20 protein-coding genes, 1 tRNA gene and 1 riboswitch are annotated in these 24,171 nt (G+C 56.7%); of the genes, 9 read left to right on the forward strand and 12 right to left on the reverse strand.

The genetic code is table 11. The features are described 5' to 3' along the window. The first annotated feature begins 79 nt into the window (after nt 1-79). Complete coding sequence (locus I6L58_RS16090; protein WP_088208504.1) at nt 80-844, forward strand: siderophore-interacting protein; 765 nt, start codon at nt 80-82, stop codon at nt 842-844. Here I6L58_RS16090 and I6L58_RS16095 read toward each other — a convergent pair whose 3' ends face one another. Next, nucleotides 845-2,014 carry a DNA repair protein gene (locus tag I6L58_RS16095; RefSeq protein WP_088208505.1) on the reverse strand — a complete coding sequence of 390 codons (1,170 nt, stop codon included), beginning with the start codon at nt 2,012-2,014 and terminating at the stop codon, nt 845-847. It lies immediately after the preceding gene. A 309-nt stretch (nt 2,015-2,323) separates the two neighbouring features. Continuing rightward, a tRNA-Ile gene (locus I6L58_RS16100) sits at nt 2,324-2,399 on the reverse strand. A gap of 125 nt (nt 2,400-2,524) precedes the next feature. Between I6L58_RS16100 and mug the strand changes: the two genes are divergently transcribed. Beyond that, the gene (mug, locus tag I6L58_RS16105) at nt 2,525-3,031 is read left to right on the forward strand and encodes a G/U mismatch-specific DNA glycosylase (protein WP_042322035.1); all 507 of its coding nucleotides are present in this window, start codon (nt 2,525-2,527) and stop codon (nt 3,029-3,031) included. A gap of 81 nt (nt 3,032-3,112) precedes the next feature. On the opposite strand, the gene rpoD is transcribed toward mug, so the two are convergent. The 3 genes from rpoD to rpsU all read right to left on the reverse strand — a co-directional run bounded on the left by rpoD (nt 3,113) and on the right by rpsU (nt 7,316). Continuing rightward, nucleotides 3,113-4,957, reverse strand: a complete 1,845-nt coding sequence (gene rpoD / locus I6L58_RS16110) for an RNA polymerase sigma factor RpoD (RefSeq protein ID WP_006178605.1) — start codon at nt 4,955-4,957, stop codon at nt 3,113-3,115. A gap of 283 nt (nt 4,958-5,240) precedes the next feature. Continuing rightward, entirely contained in the window at nt 5,241-6,986 is a 1,746-nt protein-coding gene (dnaG, locus tag I6L58_RS16115) for a DNA primase (RefSeq protein ID WP_088208506.1), read from the reverse strand. Nucleotides 6,987-7,100: 114 nt separating this feature from the next. Further along, nucleotides 7,101-7,316 (reverse strand): 30S ribosomal protein S21, encoded by a 216-nt coding sequence (gene rpsU / locus I6L58_RS16120; protein WP_001144069.1) that lies wholly within the window; start codon nt 7,314-7,316, stop codon nt 7,101-7,103. A 236-nt stretch (nt 7,317-7,552) separates the two neighbouring features. On the opposite strand from rpsU, the gene tsaD reads away from it, so the two are divergent. Next, complete coding sequence (gene tsaD / locus I6L58_RS16125) at nt 7,553-8,566, forward strand: tRNA (adenosine(37)-N6)-threonylcarbamoyltransferase complex transferase subunit TsaD (RefSeq protein WP_042322033.1); 1,014 nt, start codon at nt 7,553-7,555, stop codon at nt 8,564-8,566. Here the strand turns inward: tsaD and plsY are convergent, their stop codons facing one another. Then, nucleotides 8,567-9,193, reverse strand: a complete 627-nt coding sequence (plsY, locus tag I6L58_RS16130; RefSeq protein WP_006178600.1) for a glycerol-3-phosphate 1-O-acyltransferase PlsY — start codon at nt 9,191-9,193, stop codon at nt 8,567-8,569. It lies immediately after the preceding gene. 107 nt (nt 9,194-9,300) lie between these two features. Here plsY and folB point away from each other — a divergent pair, with 107 nt between their 5' ends. Continuing rightward, on the forward strand, nt 9,301-9,669 hold the full coding sequence (gene folB, locus I6L58_RS16135) for a bifunctional dihydroneopterin aldolase/7,8-dihydroneopterin epimerase (protein ID WP_006178599.1): 369 nt from the start codon (nt 9,301-9,303) through the stop codon (nt 9,667-9,669). Nucleotides 9,670-9,774: 105 nt separating this feature from the next. Then, complete coding sequence (gene bacA / locus I6L58_RS16140) at nt 9,775-10,596, forward strand: undecaprenyl-diphosphate phosphatase (protein WP_058610738.1); 822 nt, start codon at nt 9,775-9,777, stop codon at nt 10,594-10,596. A 13-nt stretch (nt 10,597-10,609) separates the two neighbouring features. Here bacA and I6L58_RS16145 read toward each other — a convergent pair whose 3' ends face one another. Together I6L58_RS16145 and I6L58_RS16150 are read right to left on the reverse strand one after the other, a co-directional pair. Next, nucleotides 10,610-11,851 carry a multifunctional CCA addition/repair protein gene (locus tag I6L58_RS16145; RefSeq protein WP_088208507.1) on the reverse strand — a complete coding sequence of 414 codons (1,242 nt, stop codon included), beginning with the start codon at nt 11,849-11,851 and terminating at the stop codon, nt 10,610-10,612. A 60-nt stretch (nt 11,852-11,911) separates the two neighbouring features. Further along, nucleotides 11,912-12,532: a TIGR04211 family SH3 domain-containing protein gene (locus tag I6L58_RS16150; protein ID WP_042322026.1), complete on the reverse strand. Its 621-nt coding sequence runs from the start codon at nt 12,530-12,532 to the stop codon at nt 11,912-11,914. 237 nt (nt 12,533-12,769) lie between these two features. Here I6L58_RS16150 and I6L58_RS16155 point away from each other — a divergent pair, with 237 nt between their 5' ends. The 3 genes from I6L58_RS16155 to hldE are packed head-to-tail and all read left to right on the forward strand — an operon-like array spanning nt 12,770 to nt 18,419. Beyond that, on the forward strand, nt 12,770-14,071 hold the full coding sequence (locus tag I6L58_RS16155) for a CYTH domain-containing protein (RefSeq protein ID WP_088208508.1): 1,302 nt from the start codon (nt 12,770-12,772) through the stop codon (nt 14,069-14,071). Between the two features lie 18 nt (nt 14,072-14,089). Further along, nucleotides 14,090-16,948 carry a bifunctional [glutamate--ammonia ligase]-adenylyl-L-tyrosine phosphorylase/[glutamate--ammonia-ligase] adenylyltransferase gene (glnE, locus tag I6L58_RS16160; protein WP_088208509.1) on the forward strand — a complete coding sequence of 953 codons (2,859 nt, stop codon included), beginning with the start codon at nt 14,090-14,092 and terminating at the stop codon, nt 16,946-16,948. Nucleotides 16,949-16,988: 40 nt separating this feature from the next. Beyond that, nucleotides 16,989-18,419, forward strand: a complete 1,431-nt coding sequence (hldE, locus tag I6L58_RS16165; RefSeq protein ID WP_045404039.1) for a bifunctional D-glycero-beta-D-manno-heptose-7-phosphate kinase/D-glycero-beta-D-manno-heptose 1-phosphate adenylyltransferase HldE — start codon at nt 16,989-16,991, stop codon at nt 18,417-18,419. Between the two features lie 115 nt (nt 18,420-18,534). Here the strand turns inward: hldE and ubiK are convergent, their stop codons facing one another. After that, nucleotides 18,535-18,831, reverse strand: a complete 297-nt coding sequence (gene ubiK, locus I6L58_RS16170; protein WP_140418808.1) for a ubiquinone biosynthesis accessory factor UbiK — start codon at nt 18,829-18,831, stop codon at nt 18,535-18,537. 121 nt (nt 18,832-18,952) lie between these two features. Then, nucleotides 18,953-19,103: riboswitch (FMN riboswitch) on the forward strand. Between the two features lie 106 nt (nt 19,104-19,209). Here ubiK and ribB point away from each other — a divergent pair. Beyond that, on the forward strand, nt 19,210-19,863 hold the full coding sequence (gene ribB / locus I6L58_RS16175) for a 3,4-dihydroxy-2-butanone-4-phosphate synthase (RefSeq protein WP_023309208.1): 654 nt from the start codon (nt 19,210-19,212) through the stop codon (nt 19,861-19,863). A 51-nt stretch (nt 19,864-19,914) separates the two neighbouring features. On the opposite strand, the gene I6L58_RS16180 is transcribed toward ribB, so the two are convergent. From I6L58_RS16180 to I6L58_RS16190, 3 genes are read right to left on the reverse strand one after another with little or no spacing between them, the layout of a single operon-like run. Beyond that, nucleotides 19,915-20,976 (reverse strand): fimbrial protein, encoded by a 1,062-nt coding sequence (locus I6L58_RS16180; RefSeq protein WP_088208511.1) that lies wholly within the window; start codon nt 20,974-20,976, stop codon nt 19,915-19,917. Then, nucleotides 20,960-21,721, reverse strand: a complete 762-nt coding sequence (locus I6L58_RS16185; protein ID WP_088208512.1) for a fimbrial biogenesis chaperone — start codon at nt 21,719-21,721, stop codon at nt 20,960-20,962. Before I6L58_RS16185 ends, I6L58_RS16180 begins: the two co-directional genes overlap by 17 nt. A 10-nt stretch (nt 21,722-21,731) precedes the next feature. Beyond that, a complete protein-coding gene (locus I6L58_RS16190; RefSeq protein ID WP_088208677.1) occupies nt 21,732-24,170 on the reverse strand; it encodes a fimbria/pilus outer membrane usher protein in 2,439 nt (812 codons plus the stop codon). Between the last annotated feature and the right edge of the window lies 1 nt (nt 24,171).

A 24,171-nucleotide genomic window follows, 5' to 3' on the forward strand; every position in this document is an offset into this window, starting at 1 on the left:
CTTGCATTCTTGCTAATTAGCAATCATTATCATTTAAAATTTATTTAGATATATCGTATTCATCTGAGAGGGCATCACCATGACATCACCTCGTTACCCGCAACGTGTTCGTAATGACCTGCGTTTTCGCGAGCTGGACGTGCTCCGCGTCGAGCGCGTCAATGCTGGCTTTCAGCGCATTGTTTTAGGCGGTGAAGCGCTGGAGGGCTTTAGCTCACGGGGCTTTGACGACCATACCAAAGTCTTTTTCCCGGCGCCGGGTACGACTTTCGTTCCGCCCGTCGTGACTGAGGAAGGCATCGACTGGGGAGAGGGCGTCCGCCCGCAGGCGCGTGACTATACCCCGCTGTTTGACGCGGAACACAACGAACTGGTGCTCGATTTCTTCGTCCACGACGGCGGGGTCGCCAGCCGCTGGGCGCTGGAAGCGAAAGTGGGCGATAAGCTGACGATCGGCGGCCCGCGCGGTTCGCTGGTGGTGCCGGAAGATTACGCCTGGCAGCTCTACGTGTGCGACGAGTCCGGGATGCCCGCGCTGCGCCGTCGTTTAGAGGCTATCGCCAGCCTGAAGGTTCGCCCGGAGATCCATGCGGTGGTGACCGTCGGCGATGCGTCTTACAAGACTTATCTCGCGAACCTGAGCGGGTTCAACATTACCTGGATTGTGGGCCATAGCGAACAGGCGGTGGCAGACCAACTGGCCGCGCTGACCGTTCCGGCGGAAGATTACTTTATCTGGCTGACGGGGGAAGGGAAGGTGGTGAAAAACCTGAGCCGTCGCTTTGAGACCGACGCGATTGATCAGCAGCTGGTGCGTGCCAGCGCATACTGGCACGCCAAATAGCTACGCGGCTGAATCCATCTGCGCTTCGCTTACCTGATGTTCGAGCGAAGCGCGGACGTCGTGCAGCGCTTTCTCCTGCTGCGCAAAATAGGCTTCCATGTTGTTCAGCGACGAGACCAGCAGCCAGGACTCTTCTTTCTCGAGCTCAGCCAGCTCGTTTACTAAGGTGTCGATTTGCTCGCGAACCTGCGCCATTTTTTTGCGGATACGCTCCAGATCGTTCAGCCTGTCGCTCGCCATCAGCGGTTCAAAGCCCTGCTGCAGACGCGCCACCAGTGAACGGATCGCCTTAACGTCGCCACGCTGTTTGGCCTGATTGAGCTGCACCATCATGGCGTTGGCTTCTTCTTTTAAATCATCTGCGACGAGGTCCGGGTGGCACAGTTTGCTCGCCTGACGCCAGAGCCGCTTCAGTTCGTTTCGATCGTCTTCAGAGAGCGTTTTTCCTTTGCGCAGACGTATCTCCGCATCGTGATGCTGCTCGCGATACTTCTCATACTCATCATTTGCCTCGTCGCGCGCCTGACGTGCCGGCTCTTCTTCACGGGTAAGGCCGCTCTCCAGTTCGCGCGCTTCGGCCAGCAGATTCGCAATCAGATCGCTTTGCTGCTGCAGATGCTTACGGGCCTCGGCAGCCTGCACAGAGTCCGCGGGCAGCTCGCGCCAGCGTTGCGTGAGTGTGGTCAGCACCTCCACCGCCTGCGCCATGTAGCGCTGGCAGCGGCGATAATCCTCTTCGCGACGGCGGGCTTCCGCCTGCTGACGACGCAGGTTCAGCTCCGCCAGCGTTTTGCGCAGGGCAAGGATCTGCTGCATCAGCGGGCCGAGCCGGGAGAAATAGAGATCGTTGAACTCATCAAGTTGCTGAACGCGCGCGTTGCGGCGGTCGATCAGATCCCGCAGGCGCTCTTCCAGCGCCTTCAGCTCCAGCCTGCTGGCTGCCACCTGCGGATCCCGCCACTGCGTGATGGCCCGCTGGCTTTGCAGCCAGGCAGTGATGGCCGCCATGGCGTCGGTGTAGTTCTTCTGTTCAAGCGCCACGACGATCGCCTGCAGCCCCTCGTCAAACGCTTCGTTTTTCAGGCGTGTCAGCTGGCTCTGGATGATGTCGTCATCTTCCAGTTCAATGGCATTTTTAATGATTTCTAGCCGTTTGATCGGTGTGCTCATGATGCCTTTCGCTTTGGCGCTTAAGTATTTGAGTTAAGGTTAGTTGCGGTAAACGCTACAGGAAATAATACACACGGATGATGATCGGCGCGACGGGGGATTTCTTTAGTTTTTGCCGTCTGTGAGGCAGGTAAAATCTTCAGATAACAGGCGAGATGCTGAACCCGCCCGCGACGTAAGGGGGGGGTGAGTTGAAGGAGTAAGTGGCCGCTTTCACTTTTCGTGGGACACATTGCGACACTTAATCCTCAGTCAACAAAAAAGCCACTCAATCGAGTGGCTTAAATGGATGATTTTAAAGCTAAAATTTGGTGGCCCCTGCTGGACTTGAACCAGCGACCAAGCGATTATGAGTCGCCTGCTCTAACCACTGAGCTAAGGGGCCGTGGCGGTGAATTATAAAGTAACTCCCTTCAGCAATCCAGCCATTCGCACCTGCCTGCTGTTTTTATAAACAACGCATAATCAATCCTTTATACTTCTATAACGATGTATCGATTGGGAGTAGAGATGATTAACGACATTCTGGCACCGGGCCTGCGGGTGGTGTTCTGCGGAATCAATCCGGGCAAGTCCTCGGCGCACACCGGTTTTCACTTCGCCCATCCGGGAAATCGCTTCTGGAAGGTGATCTATCAGGCGGGGTTTACCGACAAGTTACTTAAGCCTGAAGAGGAGCAACATCTGCTGGACACGCGCTGTGGGATCACCATGCTGGTTGAGCGCCCAACGGTGCAGGCGAGTGAAGTTAACCTGCACGAACTGCGCAGCGGTGGGCGGGAGCTTATCAAAAAGATAGAAGACTACCAGCCGGCAGCGCTGGCGATCCTCGGCAAGCAGGCCTATGAACAGGCGTTCAGCCAGCGTGGAGCGCAGTGGGGCAAGCAGAGCATTAGTATCGGTGCGACGCAGGTGTGGGTGCTGCCAAACCCGAGCGGCTTGAACAGGGCGACGCTGGATAAGCTGGTAGAGGCGTACCGCGAACTCGATGAGGCGTTGATGGTGCGGGGACTGTAGGGCCTCTGCGGCCTGACCCTCTCCAAGAGGTAGAAGAATAAAAAAAAGCTCCCGAATGGGAGCTTTTTGCTGTTACCTGGATTAATCGTCCAGGAAGCTACGCAGCACTTCAGAGCGGCTTGGATGGCGCAGTTTACGCAACGCCTTCGCTTCGATCTGACGGATACGTTCACGGGTAACGTCAAACTGTTTACCCACTTCTTCCAGCGTGTGGTCGGTGTTCATATCGATACCGAAACGCATACGCAGGACTTTAGCTTCACGGGCGGTCAGGCCAGCCAGCACGTCGTGCGTGGCAGCACGCAGGCTCTCGGTAGTGGCAGAGTCCAGCGGCAGCTCGAGGGTGGTATCCTCGATGAAATCACCCAGATGCGAATCTTCATCGTCGCCGATTGGCGTTTCCATGGAGATAGGCTCTTTGGCGATCTTCAGCACTTTACGGATCTTGTCTTCCGGCATCAGCATGCGTTCAGCCAGCTCTTCCGGCGTTGGCTCGCGGCCCATCTCTTGCAGCATCTGGCGGGAGATACGGTTGAGCTTGTTAATGGTCTCAATCATATGCACCGGAATACGGATGGTGCGCGCCTGATCCGCGATAGAGCGGGTGATTGCCTGACGGATCCACCAGGTTGCGTAGGTGGAGAACTTATAGCCACGACGGTATTCAAACTTATCTACCGCTTTCATCAGACCGATGTTGCCTTCCTGAATCAGATCCAGGAACTGCAGACCGCGGTTGGTGTATTTCTTGGCGATAGAGATAACCAGACGCAGGTTCGCTTCAACCATCTCTTTCTTCGCACGGCGGGCTTTCGCTTCACCGATAGACATACGACGGTTAATGTCTTTTACCTGCTCAATGGTCAGGCCGGTCTCTTCTTCAATCTGCTGCAGTTTCTGCAGGCCGCGATGCACATCGTCTTTCACGTCGTGCAGTTTTTCAGACCACGGCTTGTTCATCGCGATAGCGGCGTTGAACCAGGTTTCGCTGGTTTCGTTGCCGGTGAACAGGGTGATGAAGTTCTTCTTCGGCATTTTGCACTGTTCGACGCACAGCTTCATGATGATGCGTTCCTGGGTACGTACGCGATCCATCATCACGCGCATGCTGTTAACCAGGTAGTCGAACTGCTTAGGCACCAGACGGAACTGCTTGAACACTTCAGACAGCTTCAGGATCTGTTCCTGAGCGGCAGCATGGCTGCGGCCTTTCGCCTTGATGGTATCGCGGGCCAGTTCATACTGCGTACGCAGTTCGGCAAACTTCTCACGCGCCAGCTCAGGGTCGATGCTGTTATCGTCATCGCTGCTGTCGTCGTCTTCTTCTTCATCTTCGTCTTCGTCGTCATCCATCTCTTCCTGAGACAGTTCAGACCCGACGTGCGTGGCGGTAGGCGCCATGTCTTCTTCAGCGTTCGGATCGACGAAGCCGGTGATGAGATCGGACAGACGCGCTTCTTCCGCTTCAACGCGATCGTACTGTTCCAGAAGATAGGTGATCGCTTCCGGGTATTCAGCAACGGAGCACTGAACCTGGTTGATCCCGTCTTCAATGCGTTTCGCGATGTCGATTTCGCCTTCGCGGGTCAACAGTTCAACGGTACCCATTTCGCGCATATACATGCGGACCGGGTCAGTGGTACGCCCGATTTCAGATTCCACGCTGGACAGTACCTGTGCAGCAGCTTCCTCGGCATCTTCGTCAGTGTTGTTGGAGGTTTCAGCCAGCAACAGATCATCGGCATCCGGTGCTTCTTCCATCACCTGAATGCCCATGTCATTGATCATTTGGATGATGTCTTCGATCTGATCTGAATCGACGATATCTTCCGGCAGATGGTCATTGACCTCGGCATAGGTCAGATAGCCTTGCTCCTTACCGCGTTGGACAAGAAGTTTCAGCTGTGACTGCGGGTTTTGCTCCATAAGACGGTATCCACACTTAATTCGTTTGATTGGTGTCGGCGATGGGGCTGCCAACATTTAAAGCGAGGGCGTACTTATATTTTTGCCGCTGCCTCTCAGTGCGGCTGCCGGGGGCTTCCCGATCGATATTCGGCACTTAAGCCGTTAAATACTTTATCCTTCACGTTGTCTCTGCGTTAGCGGCGTTTTCTCATCCTGGTCGTGTACTTTTGTACACTCTCTGGCGTTCGTTCACTTGCTGCCTTGATACAACGCGAATGATTTTGTCTTTTACTTATTTCTTCTATTTCTTCGCCAGTTCCTGGTTAATCATCCAGAGTTCCCGGCGTTCTTCGCTGCTTAAACCGTGCGTGCGCTCGCGGGCAATCAACTCTTCCTGGCGCAGTTCAAGCATCGAATCAAACATATGGTTGAGTGAGTCGGTGAACGTTTTTTCTGCAATGTCCTTATCTGCTATATCGTCCCACATCGACAGTTTTTCAAGGGTAGCGGCCTCTTTAGTGCCGCGATAATGCTCTAAAAGCTGTCCGGTGGTGAGTCCTGGCTGTGACAAGCACGTGTTGACCAGTTCTGAAAATAACCCAAGCCCGGGCAGCTTCTCATGGTTCAAACCCGCCAGCGACGGCACTTGCGGCGCAAGTTCTGGGTTTTGAACCAGCAATCCTATCAGTATACGCATGGTTGTGCGTTTTAGCTGAGGCGCCGGACGAGCCGCACCGTTTTCAGCAAGTTTAGGCATTAAACGTTCAAGCTGGCTGTCATCCAGAATGCCGAGCTTATTACCCAACTCCTGACGCAGATAGATGCGCAGCGTTTCGCCGGGCACCTGGCTGATTAACGGCAGTGCCAGCGTACTGAGCTGCGCACGCCCGTCAGGGGTACTCAAATCCACCTGCGGCATCAGGCTGTTAAACAAAAACGTGGAGAGCGGCTGAGCCTGCTCCATCCGCGCTTCAAACGCCGCTTTACCCTCTTTACGCACCAGCGTATCCGGGTCTTCACCGTCGGGCAGAAACATAAAGCGTAGCTGACGTCCGTCGGTCATGTAAGGCAGCGCCGTTTCCAGCGCACGCCAGGCGGCATCGCGTCCTGCGCGGTCACCGTCGTAACAGCAGATGACGTTATTCGTCACCCGGAACAGCAGCTGAATATGATCGGCCGTGGTGGACGTGCCTAATGACGCAACGGCATAGTTGATGTCGTACTGCGCCAGGGCAACGACGTCCATATAGCCTTCGACGACCAGAAGACGCGGAGGTTCCGCATTTTCCTGCTGCGCCTCATAAAGACCGTAAAGCTGGCGGCCTTTATGGAAAATATCGGTTTCCGGGGAGTTGAGGTACTTCGGCAGGGCATCGCCCAGCACGCGACCCCCAAAACCAATGACCCGGCCACGCTTGTCGCGGATCGGGAACATGACCCGTTCACGGAAGCGGTCGTAGCTTCGTCCCTGGTCGTTGGTGACCAGCATGCCTGCATCGATGAGAGACTTACGATCTTCGCTATTGCCGCCAAAACGCTTTAACACGTTGTCCCAGCCGGGCGGGGCGTAACCAATAGCGAAACGCGCAATCACATCGTCACTCAGTCCGCGCGCATTCAGATATTGACGCGCAGGCTCAGCCGCAGTGTGCTTAAGAGACTGTTGATAGAATGCATTCAGGCCGTCCATCAGCTGATAAAGCGTTTGCCGTTGATGGCGCTCTATCTGGCTGGGTCCGCTGCCTGCTTCATATGGCACTTCAAGGTTGTGCATCGCCGCCAGCTCTTCGACCGTTTCAACGAACTCGAGCTTGTCGTAGTTCATCAAAAAATCGACCGCGTTACCGTGGGCGCCACAGCCGAAGCAGTGGTAAAACTGTTTTTCACCGTTTACGGTGAAAGAGGGGGTTTTTTCGTTATGGAACGGACAGCACGCATGGTAGTTCTTGCCCTGCTTTTTGAGCTTTACCCGCGCGTCGATGAGATCGACGATGTCGGTTCTGGCCAGCAGGTCATTGATAAAAACGCGTGGGATTCGTCCAGCCATAGGCCCCAATAGTTTAGCGACTTATAAACGAAAACAAGCCGCGCATTCCTTCCGGAAGCACGGCCTTACGACTATTACTCTGTCTGTCAGCTGAGAGCGTGCGCCCTCAACACATTAGTACAGACGAGTACGGCGTGCGTTTTCGCGAGCCAGTTTCTTCGCGTGACGTTTCACTGCAGAAGCTTTAGCGCGCTTACGTTCAGTCGTTGGTTTTTCATAGAACTCACGACGACGAACTTCAGCCAGAACACCTGCTTTCTCGCATGAACGTTTGAAGCGACGCAGTGCTACGTCGAACGGCTCGTTTTCACGTACTTTAATTACCGGCATGTAACTCTCACCTTTAATAAATTCGGTTTGCCGCTGGCATCAGCGCCAGCTTATTTCAAAATGGTGCGGAATTTTACTGCAAATGCTGCTGCTTTGTAAAGCACCGAAGCGATTTTGAAAGGGACTTTAATAAGGGTGAGGAGTATACACGAGCCTTTCTCCTGGATCGAACAAAGTTTTACATCAACCCGCCCAGGCTCTACACTGCGCGGTACTGAAGCGAGGTAAAACAAGTCATGCGTGTACTGGGTATTGAAACATCCTGCGATGAAACCGGCATCGCCATTTACGACAACGAAAAAGGGCTGCTGGCCAACCAACTGTATAGTCAAGTGAAACTGCACGCTGACTACGGTGGCGTCGTGCCTGAACTGGCCTCTCGTGACCATGTGCGTAAAACCGTCCCTTTAATTCAGGCGGCGTTGAAAGAGGCCGGGCTGAGCTCAACAGATATCGATGCCGTGGCGTATACCGCAGGTCCTGGCCTTGTCGGCGCACTGCTGGTCGGTGCAACCGTCGGGCGTTCTCTGGCGTTTGCGTGGGATGTTCCGGCGATCCCGGTTCACCATATGGAAGGGCACCTTCTGGCACCGATGCTGGAAGACAATCCGCCGGCGTTCCCGTTTGTGGCGCTGCTGGTTTCTGGCGGCCACACGCAGCTGATTAGCGTGACGGGCATTGGCAAGTATGAACTGCTGGGCGAGTCGATTGACGACGCAGCCGGTGAAGCCTTCGACAAAACCGCCAAGCTCCTGGGGCTGGATTATCCTGGCGGCCCGATGCTGTCGAAAATGGCCGCGCAGGGGACGGAAGGCCGTTTCGTCTTCCCTCGCCCTATGACCGATCGTCCGGGCCTGGACTTCAGCTTCTCTGGTCTGAAGACCTTTGCCGCCAACACCATTCGCAACAACGATAATGATGAACAGACCCGCGCGGATATCGCCCGGGCATTTGAAGATGCAGTCGTCGATACGCTGATGATCAAATGCAAGCGCGCGCTGGATCAGACTGGCTTTAAGCGCCTGGTAATGGCCGGGGGCGTTAGCGCCAACCGTACGCTGCGCGCGAAGCTGGCCGAGATGATGCAAAAGCGTCGCGGTGAAGTGTTTTACGCCCGTCCGGAATTTTGTACCGACAACGGCGCGATGATCGCCTACGCGGGTATGGTGCGGCTCAATGCCGGCGCGACATCCGATCTCAGCGTTTCCGTGCGTCCACGCTGGCCGCTGGCAGAACTGCCGGAGGCGTAATCAGGAGGAGCCGTTTTTCGGCTCTTTTTTCTTTCTCTTCAGCTTCGTCCAGATTTTGGTCTCCTGGCGACGCCACAGGCGCTGAATGTTGTCGTGATGACGCAGCAAAATCAGACAGGAGAGCATCGAAACCGGGAAGGTGAACTGCGGTTTAAACCACCAGACATAGAACGGCGCGATAAGCGCGCTGACAATGGCGCCCAGCGACGAATAGCCGCTCAGTAAAATCGTCAGCAGCCAGGTCCCGGCCATTACGCCAGTGAGATCCCAGCCGATCGGCGCGATGGCACCGAAGGCAGTCGCGACGCCTTTACCGCCTTTAAAGCCGAAGAATACCGGCCAGATATGGCCAACGCAGGCGGCAATGGCAATAAGCCCCAGCCAGAACGGCGTGACGCCCAGCGCATACGCGCCCCAGACGGGAAGCATCCCTTTCAGAACATCAAAAATCAAAACCGCTACGGCTGCTCCCTTGCCGCCAATTCGTAGTACATTGGTCGCCCCGGGATTCCCGGAGCCGCTTTCGCGCGGGTCAGGTAACCCGGCAATGCGGCAGACCAGAATGGCGCTGGAGATTGAGCCGCAAAGGTAGGCGAGGAGGATCATTCCAGGCGCGATTGCACTCATAACGCTGTTCCGTTTTGAAAATGTATCTGTATTCTCAGCATCTGTGGATAATACGCATAATTCGCCGGAAGTGGTATCCGGTTTAGCCAAAAAGCAGGCAGGTCGTGATGGATATTGTATTTATAGAGCAACTTTCGGTAATCACCACTATTGGTGTTTACGACTGGGAACAGACCATAGAACAGAAATTAGTGTTCGATATCGAAATGGGCTGGGATAACCGCGCGTCGGCAAAAAGCGACGACGTGAATGACTGTTTAAGCTATGCCGACATCAGCGAAACCGTCGTGAGCCACGTAGAAGGGCAGCGTTTTGCACTGGTTGAACGCGTGGCGGAAGAGGTTGCGGAGCTGCTGTTGAGCAAGTTTAATTCACCGTGGGTGCGTATCAAGCTGAGCAAACCCGGCGCCGTGGCGCGCGCCGCCAACGTGGGCGTGATTATCGAGCGTGGCAAAAATCTGAAAGGAATGATTTAACGTCATAATCGCTAAACCATTTTCGGTTATACAGGTCTTAAAGCTGTATCTTTCACGGGAGCCTTTATAGCGACCGTTTTTTTATATCTTTTTAGGGGTTTATAGATGAGCGATATGCACTCGCTGCTGGTGGCGGCAATACTGGGTGTGGTCGAGGGATTGACGGAGTTTTTGCCGGTTTCCAGTACGGGCCATATGATTATTGTGGGCCATCTGCTGGGCTTTGAGGGGGATACCGCAAAGACATTCGAAGTGGTGATCCAGCTCGGTTCAATCCTGGCCGTGGTGGTGATGTTCTGGCGTCGTCTGTTTGGCCTGATTGGCATCCACTTTGGCCGTCTGCCGCAGCGCGAAGGCGAGGGCAAAGGCCGTCTGACGCTGATTCATATCCTGCTCGGGATGATCCCGGCAGTGGTGCTGGGGCTGATATTCCACGATACCATCAAGTCGCTGTTTAATCCCATCAACGTGATGTACGCCCTGGTGGTTGGTGGCGTCCTGTTGATCGCGGCGGAACTGCTCAAACCTAAAACCCCGCGTGCGGAAGGTCTGGATGACATGACCTATCGTCAGGCGTTTATCATTGGCTGCTTCCAGTGTCTGGCGCTGTGGCCGGGCTTCTCCCGTTCAGGGGCGACCATTTCCGGCGGGATGCTGATGGGCGTGAGCCGCTATGCGGCGTCAGAGTTCTCTTTCCTGCTGGCGGTCCCGATGATGATGGGCGCCACCGCGCTGGACCTCTATAAAAGCATCGGCTTCCTGACTACCGGCGACATCCCGATGTTTGCTGTGGGCTTTATCACCGCCTTTATCGTGGCGCTGATTGCGATTAAAACCTTCCTGCAGCTGATTAAGCGTATCTCGTTCATTCCGTTCGCGATCTACCGCTTTATCGTCGCAGCTGCCGTGTACGTGGTCTTCTTCTGATGACCGACCGCCCTCAGTCCTTTGGCTGAGGGCAACGCGTTTCCTTCCAGGCCGCAACCGCCTCAATCCGCCGTTTCGTCAATTCTTCCCGAATAGCCGGGCCGGTAAATCCTGCCTCAACCACCTCTTTCGTCGGCACCGCTTTCGCCACGTTCCAGGCTTCGCGCAGCAGGCGCCCCTGCGGATAATCGCTGGCTTCAAACCCGGTACGCCCGCGCACGTCAGCCTCGCTGGTGAGCGCAATCTGCTCTACGCGCTGCGGTTTGCGCCAGGCGTCAATGTTGTCGAACAGCTTAACGATGGTGGCTGGCTTCAGGATCGGGAAGGTGTGGATCAGGTCGTGGAACTCCGCCACCAGTTTCGCCAGGTCGCGGATGTCGTTAGGCACGCGCAGGCGCTGGCAAAGCCCTTCAACCAGCTTCACCCCCGCCGGGCCGTGTCCGTGGTGGCGCGGCCACAACGCTTTCGGCGTCAGCCCCTTGCCGAGATCGTGACACAGGGTCGAGAAACGGACGTCAACCTCCGGGCTGAGCATGGCGGCCATGCTTAACGTCATCAGGGTATGCACGCCGGTATCAATTTCCGGGTGCCACTTCGCCGGCGCCGGAACGCCAAACAGCGCATCGATTTCCGGGAACAGCACCTTCAGGGCACCACAGTCGCGCAGGACCTGGAAAAAGACCTGCGGGTTGCGGGTGGTCAGCGCGTTTTCAGTCTCTTTCCAGACGCGTTCCGGCGTCAGGTGCGCCAGTTCGCCCGCCTCGGTCATGGCGGTCATCAGCGCCAGCGTTTCATCGGCAATGCGGAAGCTCAGGTGAGCATAGCGGGCAGCGAAACGCGCCACGCGCAGTACGCGCAGCGGATCTTCAGAAAACGCGGGAGAAACGTGGCGCAAGAGCCGATCGCGGAGATCGTTTTGGCCGCCGTAAACGTCGATGATCTGGCCGTGCTCGTCCTGTGCCAGGGCGTTAACGGTGAGGTCGCGGCGCAGTAAATCCTGCTCCAGGGTCACGTCCGGGGCGGCATAGCAGGTGAAGCCGGTATAGCCCGCGCCGGATTTTCGCTCCGTTCGCGCCAGGGCGTACTCTTCACGGCTTTTCGGATGGAGAAACACGGGAAAATCGCGGCCTACCTGCTGGTAGCCCGCCTCGAGCATTTCTTCTGGCGTGGCGCCGACCACAACCCAGTCTTTATCTTTGACCGGCAGACCTAATAACGCATCACGAACCGCACCACCGACCAGATAACTCTTCACAGCCACACTCCCGTTTTTTCTTTTCGCAAGATAATACGTAAGTGTGGCAGAGAAGACGAGTTAGTTCATCCAGCGGTCTTTGCGCTTGCGGCTTGGGATCAGCATTGGAAGCACCAGACCCAGCACCAGACCCACGCCCAGCACGCCGCCGCCATACATAAACCACTGCATGATGATGGTGCGCTGTTTGTCGTCAAGCTGCAGATTGGCGGCGTTCACTTTCTTCTGCGCGACAATCAGCTCGTTTTTCAGTTTCTGGTTTTCGTCCTTCAGGCCGCTGATCACGCTGTCGCTCTGCGCGACTTTCTGCTGCATCTCTGCGGTACGCTGGTTCCAGGTACTGTCGATGTTGTTCAGCTTATCGGTCAGGGTTTTCACCTGGTTTTCCAGGTCCGGCACGCGCGTGCGCAGGCTTGGCACGTTGCTCAGCTCTTTGAGCGGGATCCACGAAGTGCGGCCAGTGCTGTCGCGAACCTGGCCATAGTTGGTATCTGCATTGGTTTGTAACAGAACCACTTCCTCGCCGGCATTCACCGTGCCCACGAGGCGATAATTGTCTCCGGGGCCACTGCGTACCCAGGTGTTGAGTTCATCAGAAACGTAACGCTTTTCTTCAGCGTGCACCGCGGTTGCGGCGCTAAAAGCGAGTAAAGTAAGTCCAATCAGGCGCAATTTAAGCATATCAGTCGTTATATTCATAAATAGTGGAACGATAGTAGTGGCATCAGTGTCTCTACGCAAAGGATTCATCATCAATCGGAATCATCTGTGTCCTGATTTCTACTGCTTTAAACTTTTACGCCCGTCAAATTGCTCATTGCATGGCAATTTGGCGCAAAATACTATGTACTGACAAACAAATGGCGAGGAAGTTCGCCTTCATTGACGCGTCTGTGACGCACGCAAAAGTACAAGGCTATGGCACAAGAAATCGAATTAAAGTTTATCGTCGAAAAAGACAGCGTTGACGCGCTTCGTCAGCATCTGCACACGCTTTCCGGCGAGCACCATGAACCGGTACAGCTGCTTAACATCTATTACGAAACGCCGGACAACTGGCTGCGCCAGCACGACATGGGGCTGCGCATCCGGGGAGCGGGCGGGCGCTATGAAATGACGATGAAAACCGCTGGCCGCGTGGTCGGCGGGTTACACCAGCGCCCGGAATACAATATTGATATCAGCAAGCCGGAACTTGAACTGGCGCGTTTCCCGGCCGAGGTATGGCCAGAGGGCGAGCTGCCGGCAACGTTAGCGGCGCAGGTGCAGCCGCTGTTCAGCACCGATTTCTGGCGCGAAAAATGGCAGGTGACGGAAGGCAAAAGCCGCATAGAGATTGCCCTCGATCTGGGTGACGTGAAGGCGGGCGAATGGCAGGAGCCACTCTGCGAACTGGAGCTTGAGCTGCTGGAAGGTGACGCGAACGACGTGCTGAAGCTGGCACGTAAGCTGGTGAACCAGTCCGGCTTGCGTCAGGGCAGCCTGAGTAAGGCCGCACGCGGTTATCATCTGGCGGCCGGGAATGCGCCACGTACGGTGAAAGAGACGCCGATTTTACGCGTTGTGCCGAAAGCCAGCATCGAACAGGGCATGGAAGCGGCGCTGGAACTGGCGCTCTCTCAGTGGCTGTACCACGAAGAGTTGTGGGCGCGAAATGTCAAAAATGCGAAAACCCACGTCATGGCGGCTATTGGCCTGGTGCGTCATACGCTGGCGCTGTTCGGCGGTATCGTGCCGCGTAAAGCAAGCGCTCACTTACGTGATCTGCTTACCCAAACCGAAGCACTTATGCTCTCCGATGTGTCGGCACAAACGGCGCTCTATAGCCCACAGGCCGCCTCGGCCAAACTGGCGCTCACTGAGTTTCTGGTAACGCGCGGCTGGCGGACTTTCCTTGATGCAAAAGCGCAGACCAAAATCGCGGATAACTTTAAGCGCTTTGCGGATATTCATCTTTCGCGGCATGCCGCTGAGCTGAGAACCACGTTTGCCTACCCGCTGGGCGACCAGTACGGCGATCAGCTTCCGCGTCTGGCGCGTAATATCGACAGCATGTTGCTGCTGTCCGGTGCCTATGACGGCGTGAAAGCGCAGGCCTGGATGGAGAACTGGCAGGGGCTGAAGCAAGCCATCGAAAACCGCCAGCAGGTCGAGATTGAGCATTTCCGCAACGAGGCCATTTCGCAGGAGCCGTTCTGGCTGCACAGCGGAAAACGTTAATTCTGGCAAGGAACCCCCATCATGGCGCTTTCTTCGCAGTTACAGCAGCAGTGGCAGATTGTTTGCGAACGTCTGCCTGAGTTATTATCGCCGTCATCCCTAAGTGAGCAGGCGAAGTGCGTGCTTACCTTCAGTGATTTTGTGCAGGAGAGTGTCGCGGCGAATCCGGGCTGGCTGGCGGCGCTGGAAAGCGCGCCTCCGCAGGCGGAAGAGTGGCGGCAGTACGCCAGCTGGCTGCAGGCTGCGCTTGCAGACGTAGCGGATGAAGCCACGTTAATGCGCGTTCTGCGTCAGTTCCGCCGCCGGGTGATGGTGCGCATTGCCTGGGCCCAGGCGCTGGAGCTGGTCAGCGAAGAGAGTACGTTGCAGCAGCTCAGCGAGCTGGCGCAAACGCTGATTGTTGCCGCACGCGACTGGCTGTATGCCGCATGCTGTAAAGAGTGGGGCACGCCGTGCAACGAGGAAGGGGTTCCTCAGCCGCTGTTGATTCTGGGGATGGGGAAGCTTGGCGGATGCGAGCTGAACTTCTCCTCGGATATCGATCTGATTTTTGCCTGGCCTGAGAACGGGGCCACGCGCGGCGGGCGGCGCGAGCTGGATAACGCCCAGTTCTTTACCCGCCTTGGCCAGCGGCTGATTAAGGCGCTGGACCAGCCCACCCAGGATGGCTTTGTCTATCGTGTTGATATGCGCCTGCGGCCGTTCGGCGACAGCGGCCCGCTGGTGCTGAGCTTTGCCGCGCTGGAAGATTACTATCAGGAACAGGGGCGCGACTGGGAGCGCTACGCGATGGTGAAGGCGCGGATCATGGGCGACAGCGACGATGCCTATGCCAACGAACTGCGTGCCATGCTGCGCCCGTTCGTGTTCCGCCGCTACATCGACTTCAGCGTGATCCAGTCCCTGCGTAATATGAAGGGGATGATCGCCCGCGAAGTGCGCCGCCGTGGCCTGAAAGACAACATCAAGCTCGGCGCGGGCGGCATTCGTGAAATCGAATTTATCGTTCAGGTCTTCCAGCTTATCCGCGGTGGTCGTGAGCCGTCGCTGCAATCCCGCTCGCTGCTACCGACGCTGAACGCCATCGAACAGCTTCACCTGCTGCCGGAGGGCGACGCGCAAACGCTGCGCGAGGCCTACCTGTTCCTGCGTCGGCTGGAAAACCTGCTGCAAAGCATAAACGACGAACAAACCCAAACCCTGCCAGGGGATGACCTGAACCGGGCGCGGCTCGCCTGGGGAATGCGCATGGAAGGCTGGGCGGCGCTCACCGAGAGGCTGGATGCCCACATGGCAGGCGTGCGTCGGATCTTTAACGATCTGATCGGCGACGACGAAGGGGAGTCGCAGGACGATGCGCTGTCCGAACACTGGCGCGAGCTGTGGCAGGACGCCCTCCAGGAAGATGACACCACGCCGGTGCTGGCGCATTTAAGCGATGACGACCGACACCGCGTGGTGGCGTTAATTGCCGATTTCCGTCTCGAACTGAACAAGCGCGCCATTGGCCCGCGCGGTCGCCAGGTGCTGGATCACCTGATGCCGCATCTACTAAGCGACGTCTGCGCGCGCGCGGATGCCCCGGTGCCGCTGTCGCGAATGATGCCGCTCCTGAGCGGGATCATCACCCGCACCACCTATCTTGAACTGTTGAGCGAATTCCCCGGCGCGCTCAAGCATCTGATTTCACTCTGCGCCGCGTCGCCGATGGTCGCCAACAAGCTGGCGCGTTATCCGCTGCTGCTGGACGAACTGCTCGATCCCAACACCCTTTACCAGCCCACGGCAACGGACGCCTACCGCGACGAACTGCGCCAGTATCTGCTGCGCGTGCCGGAAGAGGATGAAGAGCAGCAGCTGGAGGCGCTGCGTCAGTTTAAGCAGGCGCAGATGCTGCGTGTGGCGGCGGCCGATATCGCCGGAACGCTGCCGGTAATGAAAGTCAGCGATCACTTAACCTGGCTGGCGGAAGCGATGATTGATGCCGTCGTGCATCAGGCCTGGGTGCAGATGGTGGCACGCTACGGCCAGCCGAAACATCTGGCCGAGCGTGAAGGGCGCGGCTTTGCGGTGGTCGGCTATGGCAAGCTCGGCGGCTGGGAGCTGGGTTACAGCTCCGATCTTGATCTGATCTTCCTGCACGACTGCCCGGTAGACGTCATGACCGACGGCGAGCGTGAAATCGACGGGCGTCAGTTTTACCTACGACTGGCGCAGCGCATTATGCACCTGTTCAGCACGCGCACCTCGTCGGGCATTTTGTACGAGGTGGATGCGCGCCTGCGCCCGTCCGGCGCGGCGGGCATGTTGGTTACCTCCACGGACGCCTTTGCCGATTATCAGAAAAACGAGGCCTGGACGTGGGAACATCAGGCGCTGGTGCGCGCCCGCGTGGTCTATGGCGATCCGCAGTTAAAAACGCAGTTTGATCTCATCCGCAAGGAGGTCATGACCACCTTACGCGACGGCAGCACGCTGCAGACCGAGGTGCGCGAGATGCGCGAAAAAATGCGCGCGCATCTTGGCAATAAACACCGCGATCGCTTTGATATCAAAGCTGATGAGGGCGGAATTACCGATATTGAGTTTATTACCCAGTATCTGGTGCTGCTGCACGCCCACGCGAAGCCAAAGCTGACGCGCTGGTCCGATAACGTGCGCATTCTGGAGCTGCTTGCGCAGAATGAGATTATGGATGAGCAGGAGGCGCAGGCGCTGACCCGGGCCTACACCACGCTAAGGGATGCCCTGCATCACCTGGCCCTGCAGGAGCAGCCGGGCCATGTGGCGCTCGACCAGTTCGTCGACGAGCGGGCGCAGGTGACCGCCAGCTGGCTGAAGTGGCTGGTGGAACCGTGCGTAACAAAGCAAGTGTGATATTATCGCGCGCAAATTGTGAATCTTTCTGGAGTCAGGAATGAAAGTAACACTGCCAGAGTTTGAACGTGCTGGGGTTATGGTTGTCGGCGATGTGATGCTGGATCGCTACTGGTATGGGCCGACCAGCCGCATCTCCCCGGAAGCGCCCGTTCCGGTGGTAAAGGTCGACACCATTGAAGAGCGCCCCGGCGGCGCGGCAAACGTGGCGATGAACATTGCTTCTCTGGGCGCGCAGTCGCGTCTGGTTGGCTTGACCGGCATCGACGATGCGGCGCGTGCGCTGAGCAAGTCGCTGGCGGACGTGAACGTGAAGTGCGACTTTGTTTCTGTTCCCACCCACCCGACGATCACCAAGCTGCGCGTGCTGTCACGCAACCAGCAGCTGATTCGCCTCGACTTTGAAGAAGGTTTCGAGGGCGTTGATCCCGAGCCGTTGCACGAGCGCATCAACCAGGCGCTGGGCAATATCGGCGCGCTGGTGCTGTCCGACTACGCCAAAGGCGCGCTGGCAAGCGTGCAGACCATGATCCAGCTGGCGCGTAAAGCCAGCGTGCCGGTACTGATCGACCCGAAAGGCACCGACTTTGAACGCTATCGCGGCGCAACGCTGCTGACGCCAAACCTCTCTGAGTTTGAAGCGGTGGCGGGCAAGTGCAAAACCGAAGAAGAGCTGGTTGAGCGCGGCATGAAAATCATCGCCGATTTCGAGCTGTCCGCGCTGTTAGTGACCCGTTCCGAGCAGGGCATGACGCTGCTGCAGCCGGGCAAAGCGCCGCTGCACATGCCGACGCAGGCGCAGGAAGTGTACGACGTGACCGGAGCCGGTGATACGGTGATTGGCGTGCTGGCGGCAACGCTGGCGGCGGGGAACTCCCTGGAAGAGGCCTGCTACTTTGCTAACGCGGCAGCGGGCGTGGTGGTGGGTAAACTCGGCACCTCTACCGTGTCGCCAATCGAGCTCGAAAACGCTGTGCGTGGCCGTGCCGACACCGGTTTTGGGGTGATGACCGAAGACGAGCTGAAGGTGGCCGTTGCCGCGGCGCGTAAGCGCGGTGAAAAAGTGGTGATGACCAACGGCGTGTTTGACATTCTGCACGCGGGCCACGTCTCGTATCTGGCGAATGCGCGTAAGCTCGGCGATCGCCTGATTGTGGCGGTGAACAGCGATGCGTCAACCAAACGTCTTAAAGGCGAAACGCGCCCGGTGAACCCGCTGGAGCAGCGCATGATCGTGCTCGGCGCGCTGGAAGCGGTGGACTGGGTGGTGTCGTTTGAGGAAGACACGCCGCAGCGCCTGATTGCAGGTATTTTGCCGGATCTGCTGGTGAAGGGCGGCGATTACAAGCCAGAGCAAATCGCGGGGAGCGAAGAGGTCTGGGCCAACGGCGGCGAGGTGATGGTGCTCAACTTTGAGGACGGGTGTTCAACCACCAACATCATTAAGAAGATCCAGAAAGACAGTCAGTAAAAAACGGGCCGTTTGGCCCGTTTTTTTATGGCGGGCGGCGGCTGTGCCTTACCCGACCTACGCGTTCATCCAGGCCCGGTAAGGCGTAGCCGCTACCGGGCACAACAGGCCGCAATTACGCCTGATCGTCCACCGGCGGAATAGCCGGTGCCGGTTTCACTTCTTCCGGCACGTTGCGGTTTTCCAGCTCGTTCAGACGTTGCTCCAGCAGCGCCAGCTTTTCGCGGGTGCGCAGCAGAACCTGCGTTTGCACGTCAAACTCTTCGCGGCTGACTAAATCAAGGCGGACCAACTGCGCCTGCAGCGTCTGGCGGATTTTCTTCTCAACGTCATCACCAAACTCACGAATGCCCTTCGGCATGGACTCATGAACCTGACGCGCAATTTGCTCAATTTTCTTCGGGTCAATCATTGTGGCTTCCCTTGGTAAAACGGTCTCAGAAACCATTGTAGCCTGTAAGTGCCGGGCATAAACAAGATTTGTTTGAAGCTTATGCATTGCCCAGGTTAATCAATAGCGTTATAGTTATCTCGCTTATTCTCAGGGCGGGGCGAAATTCCCCACCGGCGGTAAATCAGCGTCATGCTGAAAGCCCGCGAGCGCTTTGGGTGAACACTCAAAGGTCAGCAGATCCGGTGTAATTCCGGGGCCGACGGTTAGAGTCCGGATGGGAGAGAGTAACGATCCAGTCGGGCAAAGGCCCGCTCACGTTATCTTTTTGCCGCGTATACGGCGCTCCTAAGACTGCCCTGATTCTGGTAACCATATAGTTAATGAGGTTTTTTTACCATGAATCAGACGCTACTTTCCTCTTTTGGCACTTCAACTCAACGTGTTGAACATGCACTGGATGCACTGCGCGAAGGCCGCGGTGTGATGGTGCTTGACGATGAAAACCGTGAAAACGAAGGCGACATGATTTTTGCCGCTGAAAATATGACCGTAGAGCAGATGGCACTCACCATTCGTCACGGTAGCGGCATTGTCTGCCTGTGCATCAACGAAGACCGCCGCAAGCAGCTCGACCTGCCAATGATGGTTGAAAACAACACCAGCGCCTTTGGAACCGGTTTTACCGTGACCATCGAAGCGGCGCACGGCGTGACTACCGGTGTCTCAGCGGCTGACCGTCTGACCACCGTGCGTGCTGCGATTGCCGACGGTGCGAAGCCATCCGATCTGCATCGCCCAGGCCACGTCTTCCCTCTGCGCGCGCAGGCGGGTGGCGTATTGACCCGCGGCGGCCATACCGAAGCCACCATCGACCTGGTGACCCTGGCAGGCTTCAAACCTGCAGGCGTGCTGTGCGAACTGACCAACGATGATGGCACCATGGCGCGCGCGCCAGAGTGCATCACCTTTGCCCGTCTGCATAACATGCCGGTGGTGACCATCGAAGATCTGGTTGAATATCGCCAGGCGCACGAGCGCAAAGCCAGCTGAAAGGCGCAAACGTAACGATAAAAGCCGGGCGACCCCCGGCTTTTTTTGTTTTTAGTGGTAGTTAATTTTAAACAGCACGACGGTTTCAAAGGGGCCAGAATCAATGGCTTTCCCCGCAACGGGCGAAAGCTCAGCGGTATAGGTCTGCTCAACCTGCAACGTGCTGCCCGTAAAATCGGCGTACTCATTATACTGGTTAAAGGTAAACGGCCGGGTGCCATCCAGGATCCGCAGCTTAAGCCCGTTTCCGATCAGCAGCGCGGTATCGTTATTGCTGAGGGAACCGTCGGTGTAAAACGACGAGTCCATCTTGAAGCCGTCCGAGCACTGGGCGTCCTGCACTTTGGTGGTTTTAACGGTAAACGTCCGGTTACGGGTACCCTGATTGACGATGTCGCGGGCGCTGAAGGAGCCAAAGTCGATCTCCTGGTTTTCCGGGAAGATGCTAAACGTTGCCCCGCAGTCCAGAACGTTGATGTTATTCAGACCGTTCACGTGATATTTCAGGTTCTTCGCATCAGACAGCGTGTTCACGCCCCCCTTACCGTCGAACTGCACCAGTATGTAATCCCCGAGCGAGCTGATGTAGCCGTGGGGCGGCATGGTTTTGATTTTCACGTACAGGCGAAAACGCGCGATAAAATAGCGGCTGGTGTGGATGTCGTTAACATTGCCGGAACAGATGTAATGCTCCCAGCCCATGTCATGCAGCTGCGCGGGGGTATAGGTGTTCAGGCTGTTGTTATCCAGACACTGATGGGTGTCGATCCCGGTTGGCTGCCCGGCTGCGTCATAGTCCGCGCCCTCGTAGGTCACCCCCAGCTGGTAATAAGGATCCTCGCTGGATAAGTAGGGGTTCACCCACGCGTAAACGTCTTCGTTTGCATGGTTCGACGCGGTGTTGCGATCGCAGTACACCGGAATTTTAATATCGTCAGATTCCCAGATTTTTTGCCCCGGCTGTGCGTTGCTCGGTATGGAGAACGGCGCGATGGTTTTCGTCTGCTCAACCGGGCCGTTGGCCGTGCCCAGATAGCAGTTCAGCGCCAGGGCCTCCTTAAGCGGGACGAACAGCAGCAGGCTTAAAAACAGAAGTTTAGCGAGTCTTTTCATCGCTCTCTACCTTGCGCTCGCTGAGCTTACACGCCGCCGCACCCGCGCAGCTGGCGTCTACCTTGCGCAGCGCGCCGTAATCATCAATGTAACCGATGCTGTAGTAGCTGCCGTGGTAGCTACCGGTGGAGGCGGAAGCGGTGGCAAACGGCGCAATCATCAGGCTGTCAAAACCCGGCAGCATGGTTTTTGCATCTTTACTGAGCCAGGCCAGCGTAATGTAGTAAGGCGTCGGGTTATGGAAGGTAAGCCCCTTAGCGGTCGCCGTGACTTCTAAGCGCATTTCACTCTTCTCGCCCGCTTTTTTGCTGATGGCTTTAGGACGCCAGAACAGCTTGATGCGGCTTTGCATGGCAACCTGCATCACGCTGCGCTCCTCGCTGGCGTTGCTGCTTTTCGGCGGGACTTCGCGCAGGTTGAAGTAAAACAGCGACTCGCGATCGCTAGGAAGCTGGCTGACGCCCGCCTGCCTGACGATCCGCACCTGTGACGATGCGCCTGGTTCAATACGCTGGATGGGCGGGAGAGCCATAAAATGGCTGTCTTCCTTGCGCCCGTTCTCGTCTTCAATCCAGGAGAGCGCGAGATACGGCAGAGATTTGCTCTGATTATCGACCTTCAGGCTACTGGCTTTGTCGCTCTGTGGAAACACAATCCGGGTGCGATCCAGGTTGATCGCGGCGTGGGTCGTTAAGCTGGTGCCGATGAGCATCAGGCACAGAAGTTTTAAGGGTGAATGTTTCATCATGGGTTTCTTACCGGCATGGCAGCATCAACTGCTTACTGTTTTCAAGGTGTGACGGCAACGAGAAGCGACACTGATTGTTGTCCCCCCAGGTCACCAGGAACTGTTGTTCAGGTTTAACGGCCCCGAGCCAGATGTGTCCTTCATCGGCCACAATGCCCACTTCCTGGCCACTCTCCTGCAGGAGAACCTGCGCACCGAGAGGGGGAACGTCGGACGCGGTGCGCAGGACCCCGACGACATCGCTCCCCGCACGTGTAGCGATCTGGCGATAGCCTATGGCCCCTTCTGTCCATGTCGAGGTGGTGACCCGATTGTCCACATCGATCCCGTCCGGCAGGTTATTCATGTTGACCTGCACGTTAGACGGCGAGTAGCTGGAGAAGGACGGTAATACGCCTATGCCAAACGCGTTGGTTTCATCCCGGGACATATTCAGCGGAATGTTGCCAATACCGTCTGTGCTCACCATCACCCGGGGCTCATTGCCGTAGCTGCGACGATGCAGAGCGACGCCTTTCGCCGTGCCGGTTACGGAGCCGTTCCAGCTGGCGCTGAGAGAGTTATACTCATTCGCCTTGTAGCTTCCGGACACGTTGAGATCGCCAAGCGAAGAGTAGTGCTGGTAGTTACCGCTAAACTGCGCGCCCGCATCCGTTTTTTCGCTTTCCGTACCGGCGGACACGCCCCAGGTGTTATCCCGATCCGAGGTGTCGTACCAGGAGACGTTCTGGCTCAGGTTGTCGCTGTTACGCAGGTCGTAGGTCAGACGATGGTCGGTATCCAGCGGAACGCTGAGGGAGAGATAAAACTGGTTATCGTCTTTTTGATCCTCGTAATGCGTTTTGCTTAACGAGACGGTTATCCCCATATTTTTCCAGCGACCCAGGTCAAAGTTATAACCTGCCGTGATGCTGCCGGTGGTGGACGGCGAGTCGTCCCACCAGGTCTGGCGTAACATGCTCAGATACACGTTGAGCGACAACGCCGGAATGTACTGGCTTGCCGTCACGCTCAGGGTCTGCTTTTCAGTCTGGTTGTCATCGTCGTCACGCTCAAGGAAGCGCGCGTAGCTCAGAAACTGCGGATCGGAATAGCGATAGCTGGCGAGCGTGAGCTGGCTTCCCGTGGTATCGAACCGCTTGCTGTAGTTAAAGCGATAGCTGTACCCCGTCTGGCTGCGTTGATCGGGCACCTGGCTGGTTGCCTGGGTGACGTCGAAGGAAATGGCGCCCAGGATATCCAGGTTTTGCCCGATACCTGCCGCAACGGAACGGTAGCGATCGCCGTCCGCGAGGGTTCCGCCGTACAGCGACGTTTGCGACAGAACCCCCCATGAGAACTCCCCGCTCATAAACGCACTGTCCTCGACGCTGTGTGAGGCATCTTCACGGGCTTTACCCGCTGCAAGCTTGTAGCGGATCTGGCCTTTACGCGTCAGGAAAGGGACCGACGCCGCGGAAACCTGAAAGGTGCTGACGCGCCCGTCTTCTTCAGTAATTTTAACGTCCAGCGTACCCTGAACCGACTGATTCAAATCCTGAATGACAAAGGGACCGGGTGGAACTTTGGCCTGATAGATCACACGATCCGACAGCGAGACCGTTACCGTGGCGTTGGTCTGCGCGATACCGGAAATTTGCGGCGCGTAGCCGCGAAGCGACCATGGCAGCATGCGTTCATCACTGATAAGCGACGCACCGGTGTAGGTGAAGGCATCAAAAATGGCGGACTGGAAATCGGTCTCACCGAGCGTGAGCTTCGCCCCTAAGGCGGGCAGCGGTCGGAACATATACACGCGTGAGAAGCGCCCGTCGTGCTCTGAACCTCCGTCGGTATGCGTCTGGTTATACTGGAAGTCACTGCGCAATCGCCACGCGCCCAGGTTCGCGCCTGCCGTGCCATAGGCGTTGGCGTTATCCGTGCTGGTGCCGCTGTTGGGCTGATAGTGGCTGGCAAACAGATTGTAATCCAGCAGGACGCCTGCGACGCCGTTATCCCAGGTCGACGGGGGCATCCAGTCGGTGGAACGATACTGAAGCCACGCTTGCGGAACCGTGACCTTTAAGGTCTGGGTTGCCTGTTCGAAGGTAAAGGTAATATCCGGGAGCGTGCTAAAATCCACGCAACCATCGTTGACCGGGAGTTTCTGGCGTAATTTATCCTGCAAACCAAAGGTATCAGCAAGTTCTGAAGGAATACACACCTGAACAGTATCATTGACCTCTTTCCAGGTTAGCTGCCAGCCATTTGTCAGTGGAATATCATTAATAGAAACGCTAACGAAATAGCGGCCGGGCGTGACGGATGTTTCATCTTTAAAACGGGACAGGTCAATGCCGCTTCGGAGATCTTTATCGATGGCGTTGATATTAAATTCGGTGCCAGAGGCGACTTTCGTCATTAACAGGGCAGTAATGATGATTATCCATTGTGATTTATTTTTCATC

The organism is Enterobacter cancerogenus (assembly GCF_019047785.1).
Lineage (GTDB): Bacteria > Pseudomonadota > Gammaproteobacteria > Enterobacterales > Enterobacteriaceae > Enterobacter > Enterobacter cancerogenus.